Consider the following 24,185-nt stretch of genomic DNA (forward strand, 5'->3'; position numbering starts at 1 on the left):
CTTCGCGCGGGTGTGCGGTGGAAGTGCGCCGTCGTGATTTCTGTTCGGTGCCCGTCGAAGTTGTTGACGAGTTGTGCGCATGGTGCGGTGTCGACCGTGCGGGTGGTTGCGGTGCGTGTAGTGACGTTAAGGCAATGACGCGGTAAGCGTTCCGGTCGCGGCGAGTTCGCGGCTCTGTTTTCCCTTCATGGGTTTATCCAGTGCAAATAGCACTACTAATCAAAGGTGATCGATATGAACAAGCAAAAACTGACGATTCTTGAAGTTGCACACCGCTCGGGCGTTTCGAACAAGACGGGGCGTCCGTGGGCGATGCACGAAGCGCAGTGCATCCTCGAACAGGAGGACACAGAGGGCAAGAAAATCGTCGTCGGCACGATCAACCTGCCGGATGTGTTGAAGGATTCCGCACCGGGCGACTATCTCGCGGAGTTCTCGTTCTTCAAGTCGATGGAGGGCAAGCTCGAACCGCGCGTTGTCTCACTGGTGCCGTTCGGCATGCAGGGCGCGAAGGCGAAACCGGGTGCCGGTGTTACCGCGTAGTGCGCGGTTGATCTGGAGGGGAGATGCAAAGCATTCCGTTTGATGCGCTGGACAGGATCACGGCTGAGTTGATGCTGCTGAACGTGATGCTGGCCGTGTATCTGATCTGCAAGGGTGTGGCGTTCGTGGGGACCGTGTTGGGTCGCCGTGATCCGCCAAAGAAGTCGAATCGTCCGAATCTGGCCCGGCCGGACGGTTCCTAACTCGTGGGCTAAATCAGGGAGTAGAAAAAAATGTTGAAGATGAAAGAAGTGATGTCGGCGGTAAAGGGTGCGGCGAAGCGTGCCGCTGTCGGTGTGGCGGCGGCTGGTGCATCGGTCGGTGCTTTTGCACAGACTCCGACCGGGTCGGGTGCGACGTTCGATACCACGGCGATTGTGTCGTCCATCAATAACGTGGCTCCGGCCATCGTGGCGGTGGGTGGTGCGGTCCTCGGCGTGGTTGCTGTGGCGTGGGGTATCAAGATGGTCCGCTCGTTCCTGGGTCGTTGATCGTGCGGTAGCAGTGCGGGCGGCGTCTGTTGTGGGCGTCGCCCTTTTTTGTTCTTGCGGGGGTCGTGATGCGGGGTCTGCGTGGTGTTGTGTTCGTGGCGCTGGTGTTGTTCGCGATGTCGGTGGCTGCACAGACTCCGTGCGCCGATTGTGCGCCTGTCGGCGCGTCTTCGGTTCCTTGCGGTGACTGTTCGCCTCCGTCGTCAGGTCCTGCTTTTGATAGCGGCGGCCCTGGCGTTGTGGTGTGCGGGATTGCGGGTGTCGCTGGTGTCGACTATGTGCGGGTGAGTGGTGTTCCGGTGTCGTGCGGTGAGGACGTGAACGGCGACGCGATGGCGCTGTTGCGTGTCGATGGTGGCTCGTCCGGCTCGTCGGCGGATGGCACGGTGGCGGGCTTTGCGATAGGTGCGGCGGTACTGGGTGCGATGGCGATCGCGTTTGGCTTTCGGGTGCTGCGCAATTTCTTCAATTCATCGGCGGAAGGGTGATCGCGATGGGCTTCTGGATACCGCTGTTGATTGTGGTGGTGACGTTGTGGTCAGTTGGGTTGATTCTTTTTCTTTGAACGGTTCGGGGGTTGTATGGGTGCCGTGTCTGCGTTGTTCGTTCCGTTGTTGATGTGGGTAACGTTGTTTTGTGCGCCTGTGTCGGTGGCGTATGCGCAGACAGCGGGTGGTGGTAATTCGGTGATAGCGCAGTTGATTAGCAAGGGGACTGCGTTGAAGCTGGCGGAGCTTGGTTTTACTGACGCGGAGCAGTCGACTATTGCGGCGACGTACGCGGCTATGTCGGAGGCCGCCGCTGCGAGTGCTGCTGCGTCGTGGATGGGGCTGGTCGGGAAGATTGTCGGGCCGTTGGGGCTTATGGCGGTGTCGACGGACCTTGGTGACGATACGTTGACGGCGTGGGCGTTGAGTCATGCGGGTTTGGTGACCGTGTTGAGTAAAGGTGGTGCGTCTAATGTGGGTGGTCACTGGCAGTTTTACGAGTTGGAAGTGTGGACGGACCCGTTGAGTTCCGATCCGGATGTTGCGAAACAGATGAAGTTGGAGGATTTCGCTAGTCTGGCCGATGCTGCTGCGACTTATGCAAAGACGTGGACTGATCATGATGATTATGAAAAGCAGCGTTTTGGTACGTGTCCTGCTGGTCAGACGTGTTCTCCGTACGGTGATATCCATATGCAGTTCGTTGGTCCGTGTGATGAGAGTCGCGTTACGGCGAGTTTCGATAACGTTGGGTGTGTTTTTTCGAGTCACGATCTTGACGGCGTTAGTGCGGATCAGACGGGCATGAGTTACTTTGCTCAGGGGATGAACGGTACGCCGTCGAATTTGCAGCCGCCTGGCGCGTATGCGGCTTCTCTTGCACCGCCTCCTATGTCTGTTGACGCTGCTATCGCCGCTATCCCTGCCGCTGATCTGGCGAAGCCACTTTCACCGCAGGTTGTTGCTGATCTTGCTAACGCGTTGTGGGAGCAGGCGTCGGAGCAGCCGGGTTATCAGGGCGTGCCGTATCCGTCTACTGCGCCGATTACTTCGGGTGATATCACTACAGCGAACGGTCCTGATACTGCGGCCGGTTGGCCTACGGTTGGTACTGCTGTTGCGCCTGTAACGGCTCCGACTGGTGGCGGCAATCCGTACGCGATTCCGGTCACGACGGGTACGCCTTCGGGCGGTACGGGTCCGGCGAGTGGTGCGTCCGGTACGTCGCCGTCGAATGCTCCGGGGCTGTGTGATGAGTTTCCTTCGATCATTGCATGTCAAACGCCGGGGTCTGCCAGTGCGCCTGACCTGCCGTCGAGTAGTGGCTCGGTGTCCGTTTCGCCGGTAACGGTGGGTGCATCCGATGGTGTGTGTCCGTCGCCTGTTTCCGTGTCTGTCTTCGGTAACGACATTTCCTTTTCGTATCAGACGGAATGCGACTTCATGACGCGTGTGAGGCCATTTCTGCTTGCGATGTGCGGGATTATTGCGGCGCTGGTTTTTGGTGCGGGGCTTAAATCATGACGGGACTAGCTGCGTGGTTGATGTCGCTTGCGGGGCCGCTGCTGATTCAGGCACTGGTGGCGCTCGGGGTGGGTGTGCTGACCGTCGTTGGTGTCGATGCGGCGTTTAGTCAGCTTGTTAGCTGGATCACGACAGGCGTGTCGGGTATTCCGGCCGATCTGGCGAATGTGCTGGCGATGGGCGGTGTTTTTCAGGGCGTCTCGTACATCCTCGGTGCTGTCTCGGCCCGTGTGGCGATGGTGGGATTCAGCGCTGCCAAAAGGTTCTTCATCAAATGACGATCACGTTGATAACCGGTGTGCCCGGTAGCGGCAAGTCGCTGTATGCGGTGTCGTCGCTGCGGCGTGAGGTGAACGCCGGTCGCCGGTTACTGGTTGATGGCGTGAAAGACCTTGCGCTCGATCATGTTGACGTTGACGAACCGTGGTTGCGCAAGTGGTTCGATCACGTCGTGCCGCTCGATCTGATTGTGGTGGATGAAGCGCAGCGCGTGTGGCCCCCGACGTCGGTGAGTGTCAAGCCTGGTGAGGACGTTGAGAAGCTGCACGTGCATCGACATATGGGCGTCGATTTCGTGCTGATTACGCAGCATCCGCAGCGCATTAACAAGACTGTGCGCGATCTCGTCGGGCGTCACGTGCACGTGCGCAAGCTGTTCGGTCTGAACCGCGCGATGCTGTACGAATGGGACCATTGTCACAACATCGGCAGTCTGAAAGATGCGGTGAAGACGATGTGGAAATATCCGCGCGACGTGTTCAAGCTCTACACGAGTGCAGAAGTCCATACGAAGCCGAAAGCGGTTATTCCTAAAGCACTGTTTTTGATTCCCGTTGCGCTCGCGGTAGTGGTGGCGGGGGCGTATTACGGTGTCAAGAGTCTGAACGGCGGGTTCGGTGCTGGTGCGCATGGTGCGTCGGTGTCAACGGCTGCGGCGTCTTCGGCGGGGGCGCATGGTGCTGCTGCTGGCGCTGCGTCGGATAACTGGCGGGTTGCGGGGCGGTACGTGTCAGGCGGTCTTGCGTTCGTGGTGCTAGCGAATGGAAAAGGCGTGCTGCGTCTCGTTGATGCGAGCGGGTTCAAGGGCGATGGGTTGCGCACAACAGGCGTGGTCGACGGGGAGCGGGTAGCGTCCTGGACCGGCTCTATCGCGGGTGCAAGTCCGGCTGGTGGTGGGGGTGTTGGCGGACTCGTCGGGGAGCGCAAATGAGGCGTCTAGTGTGCTGGCTCGTTTTTGGATGGGTCGGTGTTGTGCATGCGGAGGTGCCGACGTTACCGCCGTTGCCGGGTGGATCTGTTACGCCAGTTCCGCCGATTGCTGCATTACCTCGTGTACGTAACGGTGTGTTTGATCTGCGGTTTGTGAATGTGGGTCAGGTGGTCGACCTGGTGTACGGCGATGCGCTGCACGTGCCGCACGTGATTTCGTCCGACGTGTTGCAGGATAGCCGCGTCGTGTCGTTCCAGTTCGATAGCAGCAAGGGCGATCTGCGTGCGTTCGTAAAGACCTTTCTCGATTCTCAGGGGTTCGCCGTCGATACGCGGGATGGTGTTGATTTCATCTCGAAGAAAATCGACGTTGCGCGTCCCGCTGACCGGGCGACGTATGTGTATCAGCCGCGGCATCGTAGTGCGGCGTATCTGTCGAATCTTGTGCTACCGCTATTCGATGGCGCCTCGCGGGCGGTAATGCCTTCGCCTGCGCCGATGTCTTCTCCTGCATCTGCGCCTGTCGGTTCGTCTGCTGTGGCTGCTCCAGTCCCTCCGGTTGTGTCTCAGGCTGCTACTGCGGCCGTAGCCGATCAGTTCGTGTTTGCGGGCACGGCGGCGCAGGTTGAACAGGTCAAGGCGCTGTTGCCGCAACTGGATACGGTGGCCGGCGAGGTGGTGGTGCGTGGCTGGGCGTATGAGGTCAGCGACACCGACAACACCAATTCGGGATTCAGCATCGCATCGAAGCTGCTCGGCGTTGGCGTAAAGGTCGGTGAGGGGTCGACGGTGGCTGACTCGAACGCGTTGCAGTTTGGTGCTGGCCGGTTGAGTTTCGCTATCTCTGCGTTGAACGCTGATTCACGATTCAGGCAGGTCTCATCGCCGAACGTACGCTGTGTCTCCGGTCAACAGGTCAGGCTCAACGTCGGGCAACAGGTGCCGACCGTATCGAGCGTGAGCTATCAGGGGGTGAGCGGCACGCCTGTGCAGTCGATTGAGTATCAGGATGCGGGCGTGATTTTCAACGTGACGCCGCTCGTCATGGAGGACGTGATTCAGTTGAGCGTGGATGAGGAAATATCGAGCTTCGTCAGCACGACAACAGGCGTCAGCGGCTCGCCCACAAAGAACACGCGTTCGTTGCAGACGGTGGCGAATCTGCGCGACGGTGAGGTCGTGGTACTCGGCGGATTGATACAGGATTCGGACACTGCATCGAACAGTCGCGAGCGGTTTCTACCGGCGTTCCTCGGGGGGCATGGGACGTTGAAGGGGCGCACTGAGGTCGTGCTGGTGTTGCAGGTCCAGAAAATATGATGCAGCTCGTCCTTTCCCTCTTTCCCGGTATTGATCTGCTCGGGCGCGGCTTCGAGCATGAGGGCTTTTGTGTTGTTCGAGGCCCGGATCTCATTTTCGGCGGTGATGTGTGTCGTTTCGATGCGCCTGCGGGCCGCTTCGATGGGGTCATAGGTGGCTCGCCCTGTCCGGATTTCTCACGCGCGCGACGTAGCGAGCCGTCCGGCGATGGGCTTCGCATGCTTGGCGAGTTTCGTCGTGTGGTCGAACAGGCGCGACCGTCGTGGTGGCTGTTGGAGAACGTGCCGGGATGTCCGGATGTGAGGATCGACGGTTACGGTTTTCAGCGGATAGACCTTGATGCGCGCGATGTGGGCTTGTCGCAGCGGCGCTTACGTCACTTCCAGTTCGGTCACGTTGACGGCGTGCAACTGGTGTTGCCGCGTGCAGCTGGTGCGCGTAGAGGCGGCGAAGCGACGTGTCTCGCATCGGAGAGTGGCCGGACTGCCCGGCGTGATTGGGCGACGTTCTGTGAGCTGCAAGGGTTGCCGGGTTCGTTTGAGCTACCGTCGTTCACGCTTTCGGCCCGGTATCGGGCGGTTGGTAACGGCGTTCCTGTTCCAATGGCTCGTTTTCTTGCGTGCGCAGTGACTGAGCTGGGTCGAGCTGGCGATGTTCGGCTGTGTCTGTGCGGTTGTGCGCGGCCGGTGTCGGGTGGTGCGTTGTATGCCGGTGTCGCATGTCGCAAACGGGCACAGCGCAAGCGTGACTCCGCCGGCGTCGTTGACTCCAGCTCGGTCACGGTGGCGTCGTTGTGACTGAGCTGCCGTCGTCGGTGCCTGGTTGGTCACGCTTCGATGTGACCGAGCTGGGCGCACTGGCGATCGCGTGGTCACAGCGTGACTGCTCGATCGCTGCCCGGCACCAGCGAGTCACAGCCTTACCGGTTCTCTGTGACTCGCCGGCGGTGGTTCGCGGCTGCCGGGTCACGGTGTGGTTGGCGTCTAGCGTCAGGAGTGTCCGGCACGTTGTCGGAGCGATGGACCGTTGTGGCGTGTTTGCGAAGTGCTGGCGGTTATCGCGCGGCTCAGCGCGGCCCGCCGGACCGAGTAGCGGGTACGACCGGGAGCGGGGAAACGAAGGCATTGCGGTTGGACGGGCAACCCCTCACTGCAAAGCCGCTGTTGTAGGGCGTTGGCGTACCGCTGTGGCTTGTGAGTGAGGCGCGCGTGCGCCGCGCCGCAAGCGAGCCCGTGGGCCGCAGCGGTGGGGCGCGCGAAGCGCGGCCCTAAACTTGAATCAGGGACACTTAACGTAGAAACACCGCTGACAACGGCGCAGACCGGGACACAGTGAGTAGGTGGGGGTAGGGAAGGGTGGTTGCAGGAAAAAGAAAAGCCCACATCGCAGCAACGGTGTGGGCTTGGTGAAACCGCGCATCACAAGGGATATTTGCAATGCACGACGAAAGTATAGGGGATTTCTCGGCGTTCCGGCGTGAGTGGGTGATTCGTGGCCGTAACTTCGGTGATGGGCAGGTGGAAATCACGGCAACGCGGTTTGATCGCTACCTGGGCGCTCAACGTCTCAGTGCGATGCCGAAAGCTAAACGCGGTGAGTCCGAGAACACCGAAGACAATTTGATGGACGCGGCGAAGCGGGCAAAGCAGCAGGTTCGACTTCGCTGCAAGGCGATAGGTGCGGACCGGATGATTACGTTGACGTACCGCGAGAACATGCAGGATAAAGCCCGTCTGAAGCGTGATTTCGACTTGCTACGGCGTCGTCTCGGGGCACTTGGCGGTTTCCCGTACGTGGCCGTAGCGGAACGGCAGAAGCGGGGCGCCTGGCACCTTCACATAGCCGTCTGCGGGCGGCAGAACTACCGTGTGCTGCGCTCGATCTGGAAAAGCATCGTCGGGTTCGATAACGGCAATATCCATGTGCGCAACCCGTTCAAGGAAAGGGGGCTGCGGCACAAGCTGGCGGCCTATCTCGCCAAGTACATCACGAAGGGCTTTTCAGAGCACGCGATGAACGAAAAGCGCTACTGGACCAGTCGTGGTGTGGTGGTGCCGGAGCGCATGCCGATCGATCACATTCTGTCGGATGATCCCGTGCAGGCGTTGAAGATCGCGTTTGCGGCGGCCAAGCGCGTTGGCGCAACACTGGACCGGTGTCAGACGTTCTGGCGGCAGGAGTTAGGGTGTTTCTGGCTCTCGACTCGGGAACAGTAGTGCAGGTCGGTTGATGTTGTGTAAAAGCGGGTGAGCGGTGAGGGCTGGGCTACAATCGTGCCTAACCGCTTGAGGATAAACCACATATGCTGACAAGGCTCGAGGCGAACGGTTTCAAGAATCTTCTCGATTTTTCGGTATCGTTTGGTCCGTTCAACTGTATGGCCGGGCTCAACGGCGTCGGCAAGTCGAATATATTCGACGCCATCAGATTTCTATCGTTGTTGAGCGACAAGCCAATTATCGAGGCTGCATTGGCTGTGCGGGACTCCGATTCTTCGGACCCGCTGGACATTTTCTGGACGAATGGCGAATTTCGCGTTGATCGTCTGACGCTGGCGGTCGAGATGATCGTGCCGTTTGACTTGGTGGATGACTTTGGGCGTGTCGCGACGGCGACCTCAACGTTTTTGCGGTACGAGGTGGAGCTCGCGCGAAGTCCGATAGATGAAGCGTCAGCGTCGTTGGGGATCTATTTGGTTCGAGAAGCGTTGACGGCTATCAAGAAGGGCGAAGCGACGAACTCCTTGCGTTTTCCGTTGAGCGTGTCGGATTTTCGCAATCAAGTTGTAGTGAACAAGCGCAAGGGCAAAGGCTTCATTTCGACTAACGTGTTGCATGATGGGATTATCGAGATCCATCTGCACCAGGACGCGGGTAGTGGTGGCAAACCGCAGGCGATTCCCGCAAAAAATATTCCGAAAACGGTGGTCGCGAACACAAATAGTTCCGTCTGGCCGACCGTGCTAGCGGCGCGCAGAGAGATGCAATCTTGGCGCTTTTTGTCGCTTGAGCCGCGCGCGATGCGTAGATCGAACAAAGTACACGAGGAAGGCAGTGTTGGTTCGGACGGGGGTAGGCTCGCAGCTACCTTGTATAGGCTGTATCGGCGTGATTCGAATGTCTATTCGCGCGTCGCGAGCAGGTTGTCGAGAATAGTGCCTACGACCGATTTGCGGGTGGACGTCGATTCCGTTCGTCAGCTATTGACTGTGGAGGTCAAAGAACGTTCGGGCGCGTTTTTGCCTGCTCGGGCACTGTCGGATGGCACGTTGAGATTTCTTTCACTGTGTATCGTGGCGGAGGACCCTGACTTCAAGGGATTGCTCTGCTTTGAAGAGCCTGAGAACGGAATTCATCCAGCGAAAATGGGTGCCATGCTGGAATTGTTAAAAGAGCTCGCGGTTGATGCGCATGCACCGAGTGATGATGACAATCCGATGCGGCAGATTTTGATCGCGACGCATTCGCCTGTACTGGTGAAATTGGAAGCACCCGATGATCTTATCTATGCGGATGTAGTGAAGGTCGTCGGTCCTGATGGCAAACCTGCGTCAACGATTCGCTGTAAGAGTTTGCGAGATAGTTGGCGGGCTAGGGCTGGCGCGGAGTGTATCGATAAGGGCTCGATCATCGCATACCTGAGTCTTCCGCCGAATAGTCAGATTGGGATTGATTTTGAAGAGTGAGGCTGCGTAAAAATAAAATGAAGATAAGCTTTATTCTGACCGGGGAAGGCTCTTCGGACTTGCGGCTGGTCGAGCATATCGAGACCATATTTATTTGCGAAGGTTTTGCGGAGGCGAGCGGAGAGGCGCCCGACCTCAGTGTTTTGGGGGGCGGCGTCGGAAGAACTGTCCGGGAGAAATTGACGGTACTGTTGAAGTTTTATCCTAACGTAGACGTCATTTTCGTACATCGAGATGCTGATAACGCAGGTGCCGACGTGCGAGAGCAAGAGATTTGGGCCGGCGTTGAAGGGGTAGTAGCGGCCGAAAGGATAATACCGATAATCCCGGTAACGATGCTGGAGACGTGGCTGCTTGCTGACCACGATGCCATAAAGCGGGTGGCGGGAAATAGTGGGCACGTTGGTGCTTTGCAAGCGATTCCCGCGATGCGGCAGTTGGAAGGTATCGTGGATGCGAAATCGGTCTTGCTTGATGCCTTGTGCGAGGCCAGTGAAGTGGAAGGCCGGCGACTTCAAAAATTCAAGAAGCGTTTTTTTGACATGCGAGCGCGGTTGACGCTTGATCTTGACCCGGGTGGACCGGTTCAAAATCTTCCCTCATACGCACGCTTCCGGTCGAAGGTTAGCGCTTTCTCAAACGCTAGGTTGGAGCCGCCGGTTGAAGAGGTCTAGGCCGACAGTGGAAGCCTGAGCTGTATTCGAGAGCGTTCGATTGTCCTGTCTATGGTCCGAGGGTGCGTTCCGTATCGTCTGGCGAGCGCGGCCTTACTGAAGGTGTTTGCCCGCCATAATTTCAGTAATTCGGTTTCCTGCTCTCTGGTCAGCGATTTCGGTCGGCCAACCTTTGCCCCTCTTCTGATGGCAGCGTGAATGCCGGCAGTTGTGCGTTCGCGTATGATTTCACGCTCGAATTCTGCGAACGCGCCGAGCATCTGGAGCATCATTCGTCCGGCTGGCGATTTTGTTTCGATGGTCTCGCTGAGGCTTTTGAAGTCGGCGCCCGCTGCGGTGAGTTCGTCCAGAATGTTTAGTAGATCGCGCAGGGAACGGGCGATGCGGTCGAGCTTGTATACGACTAAAGTGTCACCGGGTTTGATGGTCGCCATGATTCCGTGGAACACAGGCCGTCTGCGGGTGGCTGCGGAACGTTTTTCGTCGTGTATTTCTTCGCATCCTGCTTTTTCTAGCGCGTCGATTTGCGCGCGCGTGTCTTGGTCCCTCGTTGATACCCGTGCATAACCAATTAGCATGATTTTTATGTTGGAGTGGGTGGAGTCAACAGTCTATGGACGATCATCGTTCGATAGTTTTTCCATGCGCGCGAAAATGAGGAATAATGCGCGTTCCAAAACCAGCACCGGACGGTTTACCGTTACCGGTGCGATCGGCGGCAGGCGCGTTCAGCGGACGCGCATTGGCGTGCCCATTTGTCTGAAGACAGGAGAAGCCTCATGGTAGTCGCCGTGTACCCGGGTACCTTCGATCCATTGACGCGTGGTCACGAAGACCTCGTGCGGCGCGCGTCGAGCATTTTCGACACGCTGGTGGTGGGCGTCGCGGACAGTCGCAACAAGAAGCCGTTTTTCACGCTGGAGGAACGTCTCGACATCGCACACGAGGTGCTCGGCCATTATCCGAACGTGCAGGTGATGAGTTTCAAGGGACTGCTGAAAGACTTCGTCCGCAACAACAATGCGCGGGTTATCGTGCGCGGTCTGCGCGCGGTCTCGGACTTCGAGTACGAATTCCAGATGGCCGGCATGAATCGCTATCTGTTGCCCGATGTCGAAACGATGTTCATGACGCCGTCCGACCAGTATCAGTTCATCTCCGGAACGATCGTCCGCGAAATCGCGCAACTGGGCGGCGATGTCAGCAAGTTCGTTTTTCCGTCCGTCGAGAAGCGACTGCAGGAAAAGGTCGCCGTGCTCGAAAAGCAGCGTGGCGGCTGAGCTGCCCGGCGGCATAGTCGTAACCAGCGTAAACTGGCGGCTTGACGGAACGAAAGCCGGCTGTGTGCCGGCGTGAAGTGAGAGAAGTATGGCCTTGATGATTACCGACGAGTGCATCAACTGCGACGTCTGCGAGCCCGAGTGCCCGAACGACGCAATTTCGATGGGCGCGGAAATCTATGTGATCGACCCGGGCAAGTGCACCGAATGCGTCGGCCATTTCGATGAGCCGCAATGTCAGCAGGTGTGCCCGGTCGAGTGTATTCCGCGCGATCCGCAGCATGTCGAGACGCCGGATGGGTTGATGGCGAAGTATCACGCGTTGCTGGCGGCGAAGGCTTCTTAGCCGATTCGGCCGGTGCGCCGCGTCGCACCGGGTTGCCGTTATGTTGTTGCGATCAGATCGTTGCGCAATCGTTCAACCGCTCAATCGCGCGATTGCGTGAGCAAGCCGTTAAACGGCAAGCACGTCATGCAGTGCATCGAGCAGCGCGTCGCATTCGGCGTCGGTGCCGATCGAGATGCGTAGATGCTGATCGACACGCGGCAACTTGAAGTGCCGCACGAAAATTTCCCTTTCTTTGAGTTGCGCGGCGAGCGTCGCTGCGTCGTGCGCGCGATGCCGTGCGAGCACGAAGTTCGCAGCGGACGGCACGACCTCGAAGCCAAGCGTGCTCAATCCAGCTGATAGACGCGTGCGACTCGCGATCACCTTCGCACACGTGTCGCGAAACCATTCACCGTCTTCGTACGCGGCCGTCGCCGCAGCCTGCGCGAGCCGATCAAGCGGGTAGGAGTTGAAACTGTCCTTCACGCGATTCAGCGCATCGAGCAGCAGCGGATCGCCGAACGCAAGGCCGATGCGCATGCCCGCCAGTGAACGCGCCTTCGACACCGTCTGCACGACAAGCAACTGCGGATACCGGTCGATCAGCGACACCGCCGATTCCGCGCCGAAGTCGACATACGCTTCGTCGATCACCACGACCGATTCCGTATTCGCCGCGACGAACCGCTCGATCTCCGCGAGCGACAGCGGTCGTCCGGTAGGGGCATTGGGGTTCGGAAACAGCACGCCGCCGTTGGGTATCGCGTAGCCGTCGAGGCGCAGCGTGAAATCGGCATCGAGCGGCACCGTACGATACTCGACCTCATAGAGCCGTGCGTAGGTCGGATAGAAGCTGTAGGTGACGTCGGGGAACAGGATAGGGTGAGCATGCTTTAGCAACGCCTGAAACACGAGCGCCAGCACTTCGTCGGAACCATTGCCAGCGAACACCTGTTCAGGCCGAATGCCGTGGTGAGCGGCGACCGCTTCACGTAGCCTGCGTGCAGTCGCATCCGGATAGCGCCGCAGTGAATCGCCAGTCGCGCCGAGTTCTTCACGGATCGCGTCGAGTACACGAGGCGAGGGCGGATAGGGGTTTTCGTTGGCGTTCAGCTTGACCGGATGCGCAAGCGCAGGCTGCTCGCCCGGCGTATAAGGCGTCAGGCGCTGAACGATGTCACTCCAGTAACGGCTCAAACGAACCTCCCGCAAAAAGGCTCACACATCCAAAACGGCAGAACGCAGTCAAGCGTTGCGATGCAACTGCATCATCGCGCGTTCTAACTCGCCTTTGATTATCTGCGGCATCACCGCAAGGCCGCGCTCGATCGATGCATCGATCACATCCTGCTCTTCCCTGCGCGGCGGCTTCAGCACGAAGTTCGCAACATCCGGCTTCGCGCCGGCGCGCGCACTTTCGGGAATCAGATCGCGCGGATGGCCGATGCCGATACGCAAACGCCAGTACTGCTGCGTCGTCAGGTGCGAGGAAATGTCCTTGAGCCCGTTATGGCCGCCGCTACCACCACCGAGCTTCAGCTTCACGGTACCGGGCGGCAGATCGAGTTCGTCGTGGGCGACGAGAATCTCGTCAGGCAGGATCTTGAAGAAGTGCGCAAGCGCCACGACCGATTGCCCCGAGCGGTTCATGTACGTCTGCGGTTCCAGCAGATGCACCTCTTCGCCATGCAGCCGGGCCTTCGCATAGAAGCCATGAAAACGCCGCTCGTCGCGCAGTGTCGTGCCTGCCTCGCGGGCGAGTTGATCGACCAGCCAGAAGCCGGCGTTGTGTCGCGTCGCGGTGTACTCTGCGCCCGGATTGCCGAGCCCGACGATCAGCTTGATCATGATGAAAGCATGAGCGAAAAAAGAGGCGAAAAAAAACCCGCCGGGGCGAACCTCGGCGGGTTACGTCGTCCGTTTCATGGAAACGGATCGAGAGGATCGCTAGCTTGTACTGGATCAGGCGGCGGGTGTTTCGCCTTCGCCTGCTGCAGCTGCGCTACCTGTAGCTGCGTCGTCCGAGACGGCGCCAGCCGGAATCGTCGCCGCGGCGATCACCGGGTTTTCTGCTTCAATGTGCGCGACGAGCGCGACACCCTTCGGCAGTGCGATGTCCTTCGCGTGCAGCGAATGACCGGCTTCGATTGTCGCCAGATCGACTTCGAGGAATTCCGGCAGATCGCCCGGCAGACACTCGATTTCGACTTCGTTCAGCACGTGCGAAATGACCGCGCCCGACAGCTTCACAGCCGGGTTGGTTTCCTGGTTCATGAAGTGCAGCGGCACCTTGGTGTGCAGCTTCTTCTTCGCGTCGACGCGCTGGAAATCCACGTGCAGCACGATCTGACGGAACGGGTGGTACTGCACATCGCGCAGCAGAACCTGTTGTTCCTTGCCAGCCACTTCCAGGTCGAGAATCGACGAGTGGAAGACTTCTTTCTTCAGCGCGTGCCACAGCGCGTTGTGATCGATCTCGATCAGTTCCGGTTCAGCACCAGCGCCATAAACGATACCCGGGGTCTTCCCCGTGTTACGCAGGCGGCGGCTCGCACCCGTACCATGCAGATTGCGCTCGAAAGCGACTACTTTCATGTTGTTTCTCCATTAGCTGCCCGCGACCAGGCAGTAAAACGGGGCCACTCGCCTTGCGGCTCGCGACCCCAAACTAAGCGGCATGAACCTTCGTCCGTTCATGCCGATTGTGCCGGCATGCAGCGGGGAACCCGCTGCATGCCGGCAAATGCTTTAACTCTCTGCGAACAGCGACATCACCGAGTCGCCGCGGCGAATCCGCGAGAACGTCTCGGCCAGCAGACCCGCGCTTGTCAGCGAGCGGATCTTCGCGCAAGAACGTGCTTCTTCGCCGAGCGGGATCGTATCGGTGACGACCAGTTCGTCGAGCGCCGATGCGGCAATACGCTCGCCTGCACCACCCGACAACACCGGGTGCGTTGCGTACGCAAACACCTGCTTCGCTCCGCGTTCTTTCAGTACCTGCGCAGCCTTGCACAGCGTGCCGGCCGTATCGACCATGTCGTCCATGATCACGCAGGTCCGGCCATCCACTTCACCGATGATGTTCATCACTTCGGCGATGTTCGCCTTCGGCCGACGTTTGTCGATGATCGCGAGATCGCAGTTCAGTTGCTTCGCCAGCGCCCGGGCCCGCACCACACCGCCGACGTCCGGCGATACGACCAGCAGATCTTCGTAGTTCTGCTTGCGCAGATCGCCGAGCAGCACAGGCGTCGCGTAGATGTTGTCGACCGGGATGTCGAAGAAACCCTGAATCTGGTCAGCGTGCAGATCCATCGTGATGATCCGCTCGACGCCCGCGATTTCCAGCATGTTCGCGACGACTTTCGCGGAGATCGCGACACGCGCCGAGCGCGGCCGGCGGTCCTGGCGGGCATAGCCGAAGTACGGGATGGCTGCGGTGATCCGGCCTGCGGATGCGCGCTTGAGCGCATCGACCATGATCATCAGTTCCATCAGGTTGTCGTTCGCCGGTGCGCAGGTGGACTGCAGCACGAAGACGTCCTTGCCGCGGACGTTTTCCTGGATCTCGACCTGGATTTCGCCATCCGAAAACCGGCTGACCATCGCCTTGCCGAGTGGAATACCGAGGATTTTGACGACTTCCTGTGCAAGCTCGGGATTAGCGTTGCCAGTAAAAACCATCAGGCCGTCATGGCTGCTCATCGTGCACCTGTGTCAGGCTGGGGGCGAGGAAATGCGAGAATTTTTGGCAGGGGAGGAAGGACTCGAACCCTCGAATGCCGGAATCAAAATCCGGTGCCTTAACCAACTTGGCGACTCCCCTACACTAACTTTGAGCTTCGCCGGATGTGTAGGACTATCCGACGACGCAAAACTTTATGACGCGAAGTCAAAGAGTGGATGCGTATCCAGGCTTGCGGTGACTGCGCTGTTCCAGCCGGCTGGCAGTCTGGCTTGTGCCAGTTCTGCTTCGCGCTGATTCTGGAACGCTGCAAAGACACTAGCGCCCGATCCGGTCATCCGCGCGGGTGCGATGTTATCAAACCACCTGAGCACCTGCGCAACTTCCGCGTATTTTCCCACGACAACCGGTTGCATGTCATTTCGGCCGAAACTGTCGGGCCAACCTGTTTTGCAACTGTCTCGTGCAAGGAAGTCCGCAATTGTGAGGGGTTTTGAATCCCTTGTCAACGCTCTCTCGGAAAAAATCACCGCTGTCGGAACGTGTACTTGCGGGGTCACGACGAGGAAATAACGCGGCGGCAATTGTACCGCCTGTAAGGCTTCGCCGACACCCTCGGCGAACGCGTTTTTACCGAAGACAAAGAACGGCACATCCGCGCCCAGCTTAAGCGCGAGCGTCTGCAGTTCGGTGCGTGGCAGGTCGAGTTTCCAGAGGCGGTTCAGGGCGAGCAGCGTCGTTGCGGCGTCGGAGCTGCCACCGCCGAGCCCAGCACCCATCGGCAGGCGCTTGTCGATCTCGATGTCGACGCCTGCGCCGGTGCCCGTATGGGCTTTTAGCAGCGTGGCGGCGCGTACGGTCAGGTCGTGTTCGGCAGGGACGTCGGCGACGGCGGTGCGGCGCACGATCTGGCCGTCGGCGCGGTGCGTGAAGTGCAGCGTGTCGCCCCAGTCGAGCAACTGGAAGACGGTCTGCAGCGCGTGGTAGCCGTCCGGGCGCCGCCCGGTGATATGCAGGAACAGGTTCAGTTTCGCTGGTGCGAGGCAGTCGCGCAGCGAATCGGTCGTTTCGATCATGAGCGGGGTGAAATACGGGCGGTTACTGGTCCAGCACGAGCTTGATGGCGAGCGGCGGGTCCTGGCGGGCGAGATTGACGCGTTTCAGCCCGGTGGCCGGGGCGTCCGCGTAGGCCACGTAATCGATGGTCCAGCCGTCCTGCTCGATTTCCTTGAGCCGCGTGGGTTGCTGCGGGTCCGGGACAGTGGTGGCGTGCGACGTTGGCGCGACGGACGGCTGCAGCCAGTAGCGCAGCCCTTCGACCGGCAGCGCGAAGCCGATCGCGTTCTGCATCAGTGTGGAGACGTTATCGGCGGTGAGCGGCTCGCGATTCGGCAGCTCGAGCGATGCCGAAGCCGGCGACGAAGTGATGATCGCCAGCGTCTGGCCGAGCGGACTGCGCAACTGCACGGTGACGGTGTCGCCGGTTTCCTGCCAGTCGAAATTGCCGTACGCGTTGCGCTGCTGGCCGTTCTGGTCGTCGTACTGAACGGCGAAGCGGCCGTGATAGGCGCGGGTGGTTTGCGTCGAGAGCGCGGTGGCCGCGTTCGACGTGGACGGTCCCCGCGGCTGCACCGACGCGCAGCCCGACAGCGCAACGACGGCCGCCGCGCAGAGCGCGAGGCCGAACGAAGCGCGGCGCGGCGGTTGAAGAAAGGCCGGCATCAGAGATTGTTCACCTGAAGGCGTTTGAGTGTATTCACGAGTGTGTCGTTGTCCGGTTCGAGCTTTAGGGCTTCGCGCCATGCGGCACGCGCCTGATCCTGAGCGCCGGTCTGCCACAGTACCTCGCCGAGATGCGCGCCGATTTCCGCATTCGGCTGCAGATCGTAAGCCTTGCGCAGCAGCTTGATTGCAGTGGCGGTGTCGCCGAGGCGGTACTTCACCCAGCCGACGCTGTCCATGATGAACGCGTCGTCAGGTGCGAGCGCCGACGCTTTCTCCACCAGCCTGTCTGCTTCCGGCAGACGCTGATTGCGATCGGCAAGCGAATAGCCGAGCGCGTTATACGCCTGCGGGTTGTCCGGCTGCGAGCGGATCAGCTTGCGCAACTGGCCTTCCATCACTTCGTAGTGGCCGTTCTTTTCGGCGGCCATGGCGTAGTCGTAGGTCAGATCGGGATCGTCCGGGAAATCGGCGGTGGCCTGGGCGAGTCGCGTCTCGGCTTCCGGGTAGCGTTTCGTATCGAACAGGATCGCCGCATCGGTACGCGCGAGCAACGCCTGGTCACGCGGGTCCGTCGCCTGGACGCCGGCGAGCAGCTTGCGCGCATCGTCCGGTTTGCCTTCTTTTTCCAGCAGCTGCGCGCGCGTGACCTGCGCAGGGAAGTACTGCTGGCTGGCCGGCGAAATCTTGTCGAGCCAGCCGCTTGCTGCCGCGTCGTTCTTCTGCTCGAGCGAGAGTTGCGCGAGATAGATGTACGCCTGGCCCGCATCCGCGCCCGGCGTGGTTTCGGCTTTCTGCGCATACTGCGTCAGATACGTCTGGGCTTCGGCGGGTTGCTTCTGCTGGATCTTGATGAGGCCGAGCGCCATCAACGGCGTGAGGTCGTTCGGATTGTCCTTGTGCATGATCTCGAACTGCTTCTGCGCGTCGTCGAGACGATTGCTTGCCAGGTAGACCTGGGCGAGCGCGAGGCGCGCATTATGCGACTTCGGATTCTGCTGAACGTACTTTTCGATCGACGCGGTGCCTTCCTTGCGTTCGTCCGGACCCATCTGCGTCAGCGTCAGTGCGGCGGGCAGATAGTCGGGCTTGAGCGTGAGCGCCTGTTCGAGCGATTTGCGCGCGCCCGGTGCGTCGTCCGCGACGAGTTGCTGGCGAGCGATCGCCAGCTGCGCTTCGGGCCGGTTCAGATCGTTTTTGAGCAGATCCTGCAGCACATGCAGACCGCCGACACGATTCGGTCCGCGCGACAGCAGCAGTTGCAACGCGAGAATGCCGTTGCCGCGATTGTCGGCGGGAATCTTGGCGAGTTCGCGGGCCAGTAGCGGCTCGGCGTCGTCGGGCTTGCCGGACAGCACGAGCAGCGATGCGTCGAGCTGGGCCGCACGTTCCGAGCTGGGCGCGTATTGTTGCCACAACTGCGCAGCGGTAAGCGCATCGGACGGGCTCTGGGCGGCCAGCGCAATTTCGGTCGCGCGTTGCGCCATGCGCGGGTCGTGCGTGTCGCGCGCCAGCGCGAGATATGTCTGATAGGCCGGCGCCGGCTGGTTCCGCTGTAACGCGACTTCGGCTGCGAGCACCTGGAAGACGATCTGGCTATTCAGCGCGATGCTCGGCAGATCCTTTGCTTCGTCGGACGTTTGCGGACCGAGCGCGTCGGGCAGCGTCACCGATGAGTCGTCGGAATCCGGCGACGGATCCTGCGCGTGCGCGGGCAGCGCGACAAGCGTCCAGGCAGCGAGTACGGCGGCGCCGAGTAGCCGGCGCGGGGAGACGGCGTGCGGCAGATGCGAAGCGCGAGCGGCGCGCTTCATCGAAAGCAGCTTCACGAAGGACAGGTTCATGGAAATCCGTTCAATGTTTCGGACGATTGTAACGCGCTCGCTACAATACGCGCACAACCACTCACGCAAGTTGCAGACCAGTTAGACATGCCAGAGTTGCCAGAAGTTGAAGTTACCCGTCGAGGAATCGAACCCTATGTGGCCGGCCGCCGCGTCGAACGCGTCGACGTGCGCACGCCCGCGCTGCGCTGGCCAATCCCGGCGGGACTCGCCGCGACCTTGCGCGGCCGCATCGTCCACAAAGTCGAGCGGCGCGGCAAATACCTGCTGTTCGAAGTCGACGACGGCTGGTTCATCGTGCATCTCGGCATGACCGGCACGCTGCGGGTCATGCGCAATATGCCGCACCCACCCGCCGCCGCGAAGCACGATCACATCGACTGGATTTTCGACGAGTTCATTTTGCGCTATCGCGATCCGCGCCGCTTCGGAGCTGTACTGTGGCACGCGCGCGCCGACGGCGATGTGCTCGGCCATCCTTTGCTGGCGGGGCTCGGCATCGAGCCGTTCGCCTCGGCGTTTAACGGTGCGCTGATGCATCGCGAGACGCGCGGGCGCAAGGTGTCCATCAAACAGGTGCTGCTGGCCGGCGAGGTGGTCGTGGGCGTGGGGAATATTTACGCTTCCGAAAGCCTCTTTCGCGCCGGTATCCGTCCGACCACGCCCGCCGGCCGCATCTCGCTGGTGCGTTACGGTTTGCTTGCGGATGCGGTGCGCGTGACGCTCGCGGCCGCGATCGAAAAGGGCGGTAGCACGTTGCGCGATTTCGTCGGCAGCGATGGAGAGAGCGGCTACTTCCAGCTCGACTATTTCGTCTATGATCGCGCGGGGCTGCCATGCCGCGTGTGCGGAACGCCGATCAAACAGATCGTGCAGGGGCAGCGTTCCACTTACTACTGCCCGACCTGCCAGCGCTAGGCGCTCACTATCCATGTACGTTTCGTCCTCTTCGCGACGCGCTTCGTCTGCCGCCGCCGATGCTTCCGGCAATGCCGCGGTTTTGCCCGCACCGGCGGTGCGTGCCGGTTTCGCCGCGCGCCTGATTGCCTGGCAGCGCCAGCACGGTCGTCATGACCTGCCCTGGCAAAACACGCGCGATCCCTATCGCATCTGGTTGTCGGAAATCATGTTGCAGCAGACGCAGGTGTCGACGGTGATTCCGTATTACGCGCGTTTTCTTGCGCGTTTTCCGGACGTCGCCGCACTTGCCGCCGCACCGCTCGACGATGTGATGGCGTTGTGGGCCGGGCTCGGCTACTACTCGCGTGCGCGCAATCTGCATCGCTGTGCGCAGGCGGTCGTCGAGCAGCATGGCGGCGCGTTTCCTGCATCGGTGGAAGCGCTCGCGGAATTGCCCGGCATCGGTCGGTCGACGGCGGCGGCGATCGCCTCGTTTGCATTCGGTGCGCGGGCAACGATTCTCGACGGCAACGTGAAGCGCGTGCTGGCGCGCGTGTTCGGTGTCGAAGGATTTCCTGGCGAGAAGCGCGTCGAGAACGCGATGTGGACGCTCGCCGAATCGCTGTTGCCATCGAGTACCAATGACGCAGACGTAAGCGCCTATACGCAGGGTTTGATGGATCTCGGCGCGACGTTATGCGTGCGCGGCAAACCTGAATGCGGACGGTGTCCGTTCGCAGCCGACTGCGTTGCGAATGCGACCGGACGTCAGCGCGAGTTGCCCGCCGCGCGCCCGAAGAAAACCGTGCCGACGCGACGCACATGGATGCTGGTGCTGTGCGACGGCGATGCCGTGATGCTGGAGAAGCGTCCGCCTTCGGGTATCTGGGGCGGCCTGTGGAGCCTGCCCGAAGCCGCCGATGAAACCGCGCTCGTCGAGCGCGCGCATGCATTCGGCGCGAACGGCGGTGTGTCGCCGCTCGCGCCGCTTACGCACACGTTCACGCATTTCAAGCTCGACATCGAGCCGCGCATTGCGGAACTGGGACGTGGCACTAGCGTTACCGTTACCGCGGGCGATGCAGAAACCGCGTGGGTCTCGTTACGCGATATTGATGCGTACGGTGTGCCCGCGCCGGTTCGCAAGCTGCTCGATGGCTTGCAGGGATCGTTGTTGTAACGTGAAGTGCGAAGCGCGGAATTAAAGCAACTGATGCTGCTGCATGTAGTGATGAACCACGTCGATACGCGCTCCCGCATCCTGCAGTTCCATCAGCTTTTGCCGTGCGCGCAGCGCGATCGGCAGCACTTCGGCCAGACGGTTCGAGACCCACGATGGATCTTCGAGTCTGAACGGTTCCGCGAACGGCAGGCTGTCGGCATCGCGTTCGCGGATTGTCGCGATGATGCGTTCAAGCACTTCCGCGCACGCGCCGAATTTCGCCAGTTGTTCGTTTCCTTCCAGCGGCATATCGTCGCCGAGCGGCTCGGCCATGCCGACCAGCAAACCGCCCGTTTCCACGCGATGCGACAGTAACCGGAAGCGCCGCGTACCGCGCGCGCGGATCAGCAACACGCCGACGGTTTCGACATCGCACTGCGAGATTTCAGCGAGGCAGCCGACCGCTTCAGGTACCGACGGTTCATCGGGCTTCGCGACTTCGCCGCCGCTTTTCAGCAGACACACGCCGAACGGCGTTTTGGCGCGCAGACAGTCGCGCGCCATGTCCATATAACGCGCTTCGAAAATCTTGAGAGGCAGCAGCCCGTCGGGGAACAGCACCGTATGCAGCGGAAAGAGCGGCAAGTCGGCAAGCACGGCAGGGGTAGGCATGGCGCAACGCTTCGGTTAGGGCCGCGCGATACGGCCGGTTAAGCGATCAGCTTCGACGATTCGCCGACATCGATCGGCGCGTCCCTGTGCCGCACGATTACGTTTGCCGCTTTCGCGAGACGCGCGGCGAGCGTCTGCGCGATGAACACCGAACGGTGCTGTCCACCGGTGCACCCGATGGCGACCGTGAGGTAACTGCGATTGTCGTCGCGGAAATGCGGCAACCATTTCACGAGAAACGCTTCGATGTCGTCGATCATGTCGTGCACGACCGGCAATGCGTCGAGGAAATCGATGACCGGTTTGTCGAGACCCGTGAGCGGGCGCAACTCGCGGTCGTAATACGGATTGGGCAACGTACGTACGTCGAAGACGAAATCGGCATCGAGCGGCACGCCGCGTTTGAAGCCAAACGATTCGAACGTGAGCGCAAGGCCGTTGCGCTCCTGTTCGACGAAGCGCTTGACCCATGCTCGAAGTGCGTTAGCGCGCAGGTTGCTCGTATCGATCTGATGACCGAACTCGGCGAGACCCGCGACCAGTTCGCGTTCGCGCTCGATTGCTTCGCCGAGCGACGTGAGCAGACCGACGTCGGCGTCGTGCGCGGTCGACCCCGACAGCGGATGGCGGCGCCGCGTTTCGGAAAAGCGCTGAATGAGCGACTGCGTACTGGCGTTGAGGAACAGTACACGGACATCGTGTTCGCGGGCGAGATCGCGGATGATGGCGGGCATTTCGTCGAGCGACGCGCTGGAGCGCGCATCGATGGCGACGGCAAGTTTGTCTTGCCGGTCGTCGGCGAGGTAAGCCGCGAGTTCGGGCAGGAAACGCGGCGGCAGGTTGTCGACGCAGTAATAGCCCGCGTCTTCGAGCGCGTTCAGTGCAACCGATTTGCCGGAGCCGGAAATGCCGGTGATCAGGATAATGCGCATGGAGTCGTGAAATCCGTTCGTTTCATCATAGCATCAGCTCTCCGCGCCGGTACCCCGCAGAAGCCCGTCAGATCAGCTTGCCGGGGAACTGGCTGTCCGGGTCCTGCATCGCGAGACGCTGACGATCCATGAAGTCGCGCAGCGTATCGATACCGCGCAGTTGCAGGATCGTATTGCGCACCGCCGCTTCCACCAGCACCGCGAGGTTGCGGCCTGCCGCGACCTGAATCGTGACCTTGCTGATCGGCAGGCCGAGCACATCGACGGTCTGGCTTTCCAGCGGCAAACGCTGGAATTCGCCGTCCGGACGCCGGACCAGTTGAACGATCAACTTCAGCTTCATTTTGCGGCGCACCGCGGTTTCCCCGAAGATCGTCTTGATGTCGAGCAAACCAAGGCCGCGCACTTCGAGCAGGTTCTGCAGCAGCGGCGGGCAGCGACCTTCGACGAAATCCGGCCCGAGGCGTACGAAATCGACCGCATCGTCGGCGACGAGGCCGTGGCCACGGCTGATCAGTTCGAGACCGAGTTCGCTCTTGCCGAGGCCGGAGTCGCCGGTCAGCAGCACGCCCATCCCGAGAATGTCGAGGAATACGCCGTGCAACGTGGCGCGCGGCGCGAGAATCCGCGACATGTAGAGTCGCAGACTATCGATCACCGCCGCCGGCGACATCGGCGTCGTAAAGAGCGGCGTGGAAGAGCGCGTGCAGCGCAGCACCAGTTCCGGCGGCGCGGCAACACCGCCGGCGACGACGAGGAACGGGGGTTCCAGCGCGATCAGTTCGGCCATATGGCGCGACCGGTCTTCTTCGCTCTGGCGCTGGTAGTAGTTGGTTTCGGCATCACCAAGTACCTGGATCCGGTTCGGGTGGATCAGGTTCAAGTGGCCGACGAGGTCGGCGCTCGAGGTCGCGGTGGTGACCGTTTCAGCGGAAAAACCGCGTTCCCAGCCTTCATGCCCCGTCAGCCAGCTGAGTTTCAGCATGGCGGCGTTGTCGTCGAAGATGCTTTGGGCGTTGATGCTGGACGTGTCCATGAGTCCGTGACTCCAGTGGGGGCCGTGGCGGCTGCTCGCTTCGTGCAGCCCGCCGCGTTAGCGCGGCGATTCCGGCCAGACTGCGCCGGGTGCGGCAAGAAGCGTCGCCCGCGTGACTGCGGGCTGCCAATAATGCATCAAGGTTGCCACTGAGTCAGCAACTGGTGCAATGCCTCGCGGTTTTCTTCGGTATGCAGGCGTTCGCGTGTGCCGCGATCGGATAGCAATTGAGCGATCTCCGAGAGAATCTCGAGATGCTGCTGGGTGGCCTGCTCCGGCACCAGCAGGAAGATCAGCAGCGATACCGGCTGGCCGTCCGGCGATTCGAACGGGATGGGTTCGGCGAGGCGCACGAACGCCGCCAGCGGCTGCTTCAGACCCTTGATCCGGCCGTGCGGAATCGCGACGCCTTCGCCGAGTCCGGTCGACCCGAGGCGCTCGCGCGCGAACAGATTGTCAGTGACCGTGCTGCGGGCGATACCGTTCTGGTTTTCGAAAATCAGGCCCGCTTGCTCGAAGACGCGTTTCTTGCTGGTGACGGTGAGGCCGAGGACGACGTTCTCGAGGGGAAGAAATTTGGCTAAACGATTCATGTTGGCAGGCGAAAACGTGGCCTGGATTCTCCTCGCTGTGGCATTTGAGTGGCGTTCTGCGCCCGACGCAGGCTCGCAATGACGTGCGATTGGGCCT

28 protein-coding genes and 1 tRNA gene are annotated in these 24,185 nt (G+C 60.7%); 16 read left to right on the plus strand and 13 right to left on the minus strand.

The genetic code is table 11. The annotated features are described in order from the left end of the window. The first annotated feature begins 234 nt into the window (after window positions 1-234). The 12 genes from FNZ07_RS15450 to FNZ07_RS15505 all read left to right on the plus strand — a co-directional run bounded on the left by FNZ07_RS15450 (window position 235) and on the right by FNZ07_RS15505 (window position 9,934). Complete coding sequence (locus FNZ07_RS15450; protein WP_091009613.1) at window positions 235-543, plus strand: cellulose synthase; 309 nt, start codon at window positions 235-237, stop codon at window positions 541-543. 23 nt (window positions 544-566) lie between these two features. Next, entirely contained in the window at window positions 567-746 is a 180-nt protein-coding gene (locus tag FNZ07_RS15455; RefSeq protein ID WP_091009617.1) for a hypothetical protein, read from the plus strand. Window positions 747-776: 30 nt separating this feature from the next. Further along, window positions 777-1,034, plus strand: a complete 258-nt coding sequence (locus FNZ07_RS15460; protein WP_245811404.1) for a major capsid protein — start codon at window positions 777-779, stop codon at window positions 1,032-1,034. A 242-nt stretch (window positions 1,035-1,276) separates the two neighbouring features. Beyond that, entirely contained in the window at window positions 1,277-1,522 is a 246-nt protein-coding gene (locus tag FNZ07_RS15465; RefSeq protein ID WP_143098031.1) for a hypothetical protein, read from the plus strand. 93 nt (window positions 1,523-1,615) lie between these two features. Next, window positions 1,616-3,046, plus strand: a complete 1,431-nt coding sequence (locus tag FNZ07_RS15470) for a virulence factor TspB C-terminal domain-related protein (RefSeq protein WP_091009622.1) — start codon at window positions 1,616-1,618, stop codon at window positions 3,044-3,046. Then, window positions 3,043-3,324, plus strand: coding sequence for a DUF2523 family protein (locus tag FNZ07_RS15475; protein ID WP_091009625.1), 282 nt, complete (start codon window positions 3,043-3,045; stop codon window positions 3,322-3,324). Before FNZ07_RS15470 ends, FNZ07_RS15475 begins: the two co-directional genes overlap by 4 nt. Beyond that, a complete protein-coding gene (locus tag FNZ07_RS15480) occupies window positions 3,321-4,256 on the plus strand; it encodes a zonular occludens toxin domain-containing protein (RefSeq protein WP_091009628.1) in 936 nt (311 codons plus the stop codon). The genes FNZ07_RS15475 and FNZ07_RS15480 overlap by 4 nt, the downstream gene beginning before the upstream one ends. Next, the gene (locus tag FNZ07_RS15485) at window positions 4,253-5,575 is read left to right on the plus strand and encodes a type II secretion system protein GspD (protein ID WP_091009631.1); all 1,323 of its coding nucleotides are present in this window, start codon (window positions 4,253-4,255) and stop codon (window positions 5,573-5,575) included. Before FNZ07_RS15480 ends, FNZ07_RS15485 begins: the two co-directional genes overlap by 4 nt. After that, a complete protein-coding gene (locus FNZ07_RS34525) occupies window positions 5,575-6,372 on the plus strand; it encodes a DNA cytosine methyltransferase (RefSeq protein WP_407670636.1) in 798 nt (265 codons plus the stop codon). The genes FNZ07_RS15485 and FNZ07_RS34525 overlap by 1 nt, the downstream gene beginning before the upstream one ends. A 639-nt stretch (window positions 6,373-7,011) precedes the next feature. Further along, window positions 7,012-7,791: a rolling circle replication-associated protein gene (locus tag FNZ07_RS15495; protein ID WP_091009637.1), complete on the plus strand. Its 780-nt coding sequence runs from the start codon at window positions 7,012-7,014 to the stop codon at window positions 7,789-7,791. A gap of 86 nt (window positions 7,792-7,877) precedes the next feature. Then, entirely contained in the window at window positions 7,878-9,260 is a 1,383-nt protein-coding gene (locus tag FNZ07_RS15500; protein ID WP_091009640.1) for an AAA family ATPase, read from the plus strand. A gap of 17 nt (window positions 9,261-9,277) precedes the next feature. Continuing rightward, window positions 9,278-9,934 (plus strand): hypothetical protein, encoded by a 657-nt coding sequence (locus FNZ07_RS15505; protein WP_091009643.1) that lies wholly within the window; start codon window positions 9,278-9,280, stop codon window positions 9,932-9,934. Here the strand turns inward: FNZ07_RS15505 and FNZ07_RS15510 are convergent. Then, window positions 9,931-10,512 carry a recombinase family protein gene (locus FNZ07_RS15510; RefSeq protein ID WP_091009645.1) on the minus strand — a complete coding sequence of 194 codons (582 nt, stop codon included), beginning with the start codon at window positions 10,510-10,512 and terminating at the stop codon, window positions 9,931-9,933. The two genes, FNZ07_RS15505 and FNZ07_RS15510, sit on opposite strands and share 4 nt — an antisense overlap. A gap of 201 nt (window positions 10,513-10,713) precedes the next feature. Between FNZ07_RS15510 and coaD the strand changes: the two genes are divergently transcribed. Next, complete coding sequence (gene coaD, locus FNZ07_RS15515; RefSeq protein ID WP_091009648.1) at window positions 10,714-11,214, plus strand: pantetheine-phosphate adenylyltransferase; 501 nt, start codon at window positions 10,714-10,716, stop codon at window positions 11,212-11,214. Window positions 11,215-11,302: 88 nt separating this feature from the next. Further along, window positions 11,303-11,560, plus strand: a complete 258-nt coding sequence (locus FNZ07_RS15520; RefSeq protein WP_091009651.1) for a YfhL family 4Fe-4S dicluster ferredoxin — start codon at window positions 11,303-11,305, stop codon at window positions 11,558-11,560. Window positions 11,561-11,668: 108 nt separating this feature from the next. Here FNZ07_RS15520 and hisC read toward each other — a convergent pair whose 3' ends face one another. The 8 genes from hisC to FNZ07_RS15560 form a co-directional block, all read right to left on the minus strand. Beyond that, the gene (gene hisC / locus FNZ07_RS15525) at window positions 11,669-12,739 is read right to left on the minus strand and encodes a histidinol-phosphate transaminase (RefSeq protein WP_091009654.1); all 1,071 of its coding nucleotides are present in this window, start codon (window positions 12,737-12,739) and stop codon (window positions 11,669-11,671) included. Window positions 12,740-12,787: 48 nt separating this feature from the next. Then, window positions 12,788-13,390, minus strand: a complete 603-nt coding sequence (gene pth / locus FNZ07_RS15530; protein WP_091009657.1) for an aminoacyl-tRNA hydrolase — start codon at window positions 13,388-13,390, stop codon at window positions 12,788-12,790. 114 nt (window positions 13,391-13,504) lie between these two features. After that, on the minus strand, window positions 13,505-14,137 hold the full coding sequence (locus tag FNZ07_RS15535) for a 50S ribosomal protein L25/general stress protein Ctc (RefSeq protein WP_091009660.1): 633 nt from the start codon (window positions 14,135-14,137) through the stop codon (window positions 13,505-13,507). 153 nt (window positions 14,138-14,290) lie between these two features. Further along, complete coding sequence (locus FNZ07_RS15540) at window positions 14,291-15,247, minus strand: ribose-phosphate pyrophosphokinase (protein ID WP_091009663.1); 957 nt, start codon at window positions 15,245-15,247, stop codon at window positions 14,291-14,293. Window positions 15,248-15,291: 44 nt separating this feature from the next. Continuing rightward, window positions 15,292-15,368, minus strand: a tRNA-Gln gene (locus FNZ07_RS15545). A gap of 53 nt (window positions 15,369-15,421) precedes the next feature. After that, on the minus strand, window positions 15,422-16,303 hold the full coding sequence (ispE, locus tag FNZ07_RS15550) for a 4-(cytidine 5'-diphospho)-2-C-methyl-D-erythritol kinase (RefSeq protein ID WP_091009665.1): 882 nt from the start codon (window positions 16,301-16,303) through the stop codon (window positions 15,422-15,424). A 22-nt stretch (window positions 16,304-16,325) separates the two neighbouring features. Beyond that, on the minus strand, window positions 16,326-16,949 hold the full coding sequence (gene lolB / locus FNZ07_RS15555; RefSeq protein WP_091009668.1) for a lipoprotein insertase outer membrane protein LolB: 624 nt from the start codon (window positions 16,947-16,949) through the stop codon (window positions 16,326-16,328). Beyond that, a complete protein-coding gene (locus FNZ07_RS15560; RefSeq protein WP_091009672.1) occupies window positions 16,949-18,793 on the minus strand; it encodes a tetratricopeptide repeat protein in 1,845 nt (614 codons plus the stop codon). The genes lolB and FNZ07_RS15560 overlap by 1 nt, the downstream gene beginning before the upstream one ends. Before the next feature lie 87 nt (window positions 18,794-18,880). Here FNZ07_RS15560 and mutM point away from each other — a divergent pair, with 87 nt between their 5' ends. Beyond that, entirely contained in the window at window positions 18,881-19,711 is an 831-nt protein-coding gene (gene mutM, locus FNZ07_RS15565; protein WP_091009675.1) for a bifunctional DNA-formamidopyrimidine glycosylase/DNA-(apurinic or apyrimidinic site) lyase, read from the plus strand. 13 nt (window positions 19,712-19,724) lie between these two features. Further along, on the plus strand, window positions 19,725-20,873 hold the full coding sequence (gene mutY / locus FNZ07_RS15570) for an A/G-specific adenine glycosylase (RefSeq protein ID WP_091009678.1): 1,149 nt from the start codon (window positions 19,725-19,727) through the stop codon (window positions 20,871-20,873). A 21-nt stretch (window positions 20,874-20,894) separates the two neighbouring features. Here mutY and FNZ07_RS15575 read toward each other — a convergent pair whose 3' ends face one another. The 4 genes from FNZ07_RS15575 to ptsN all read right to left on the minus strand — a co-directional run bounded on the left by FNZ07_RS15575 (window position 20,895) and on the right by ptsN (window position 24,088). Further along, the gene (locus FNZ07_RS15575; RefSeq protein ID WP_091009681.1) at window positions 20,895-21,527 is read right to left on the minus strand and encodes an LON peptidase substrate-binding domain-containing protein; all 633 of its coding nucleotides are present in this window, start codon (window positions 21,525-21,527) and stop codon (window positions 20,895-20,897) included. Between the two features lie 38 nt (window positions 21,528-21,565). After that, window positions 21,566-22,459, minus strand: a complete 894-nt coding sequence (rapZ, locus tag FNZ07_RS15580; protein WP_091009684.1) for an RNase adapter RapZ — start codon at window positions 22,457-22,459, stop codon at window positions 21,566-21,568. A 67-nt stretch (window positions 22,460-22,526) separates the two neighbouring features. Then, window positions 22,527-23,495, minus strand: coding sequence for an HPr(Ser) kinase/phosphatase (hprK, locus tag FNZ07_RS15585; protein ID WP_091009686.1), 969 nt, complete (start codon window positions 23,493-23,495; stop codon window positions 22,527-22,529). A 137-nt stretch (window positions 23,496-23,632) separates the two neighbouring features. Then, window positions 23,633-24,088 carry a PTS IIA-like nitrogen regulatory protein PtsN gene (gene ptsN / locus FNZ07_RS15590; RefSeq protein WP_091009688.1) on the minus strand — a complete coding sequence of 152 codons (456 nt, stop codon included), beginning with the start codon at window positions 24,086-24,088 and terminating at the stop codon, window positions 23,633-23,635. Between the last annotated feature and the right edge of the window lie 97 nt (window positions 24,089-24,185).

Source organism: Paraburkholderia megapolitana, assembly GCF_007556815.1.
Lineage (GTDB): Bacteria > Pseudomonadota > Gammaproteobacteria > Burkholderiales > Burkholderiaceae > Paraburkholderia > Paraburkholderia megapolitana.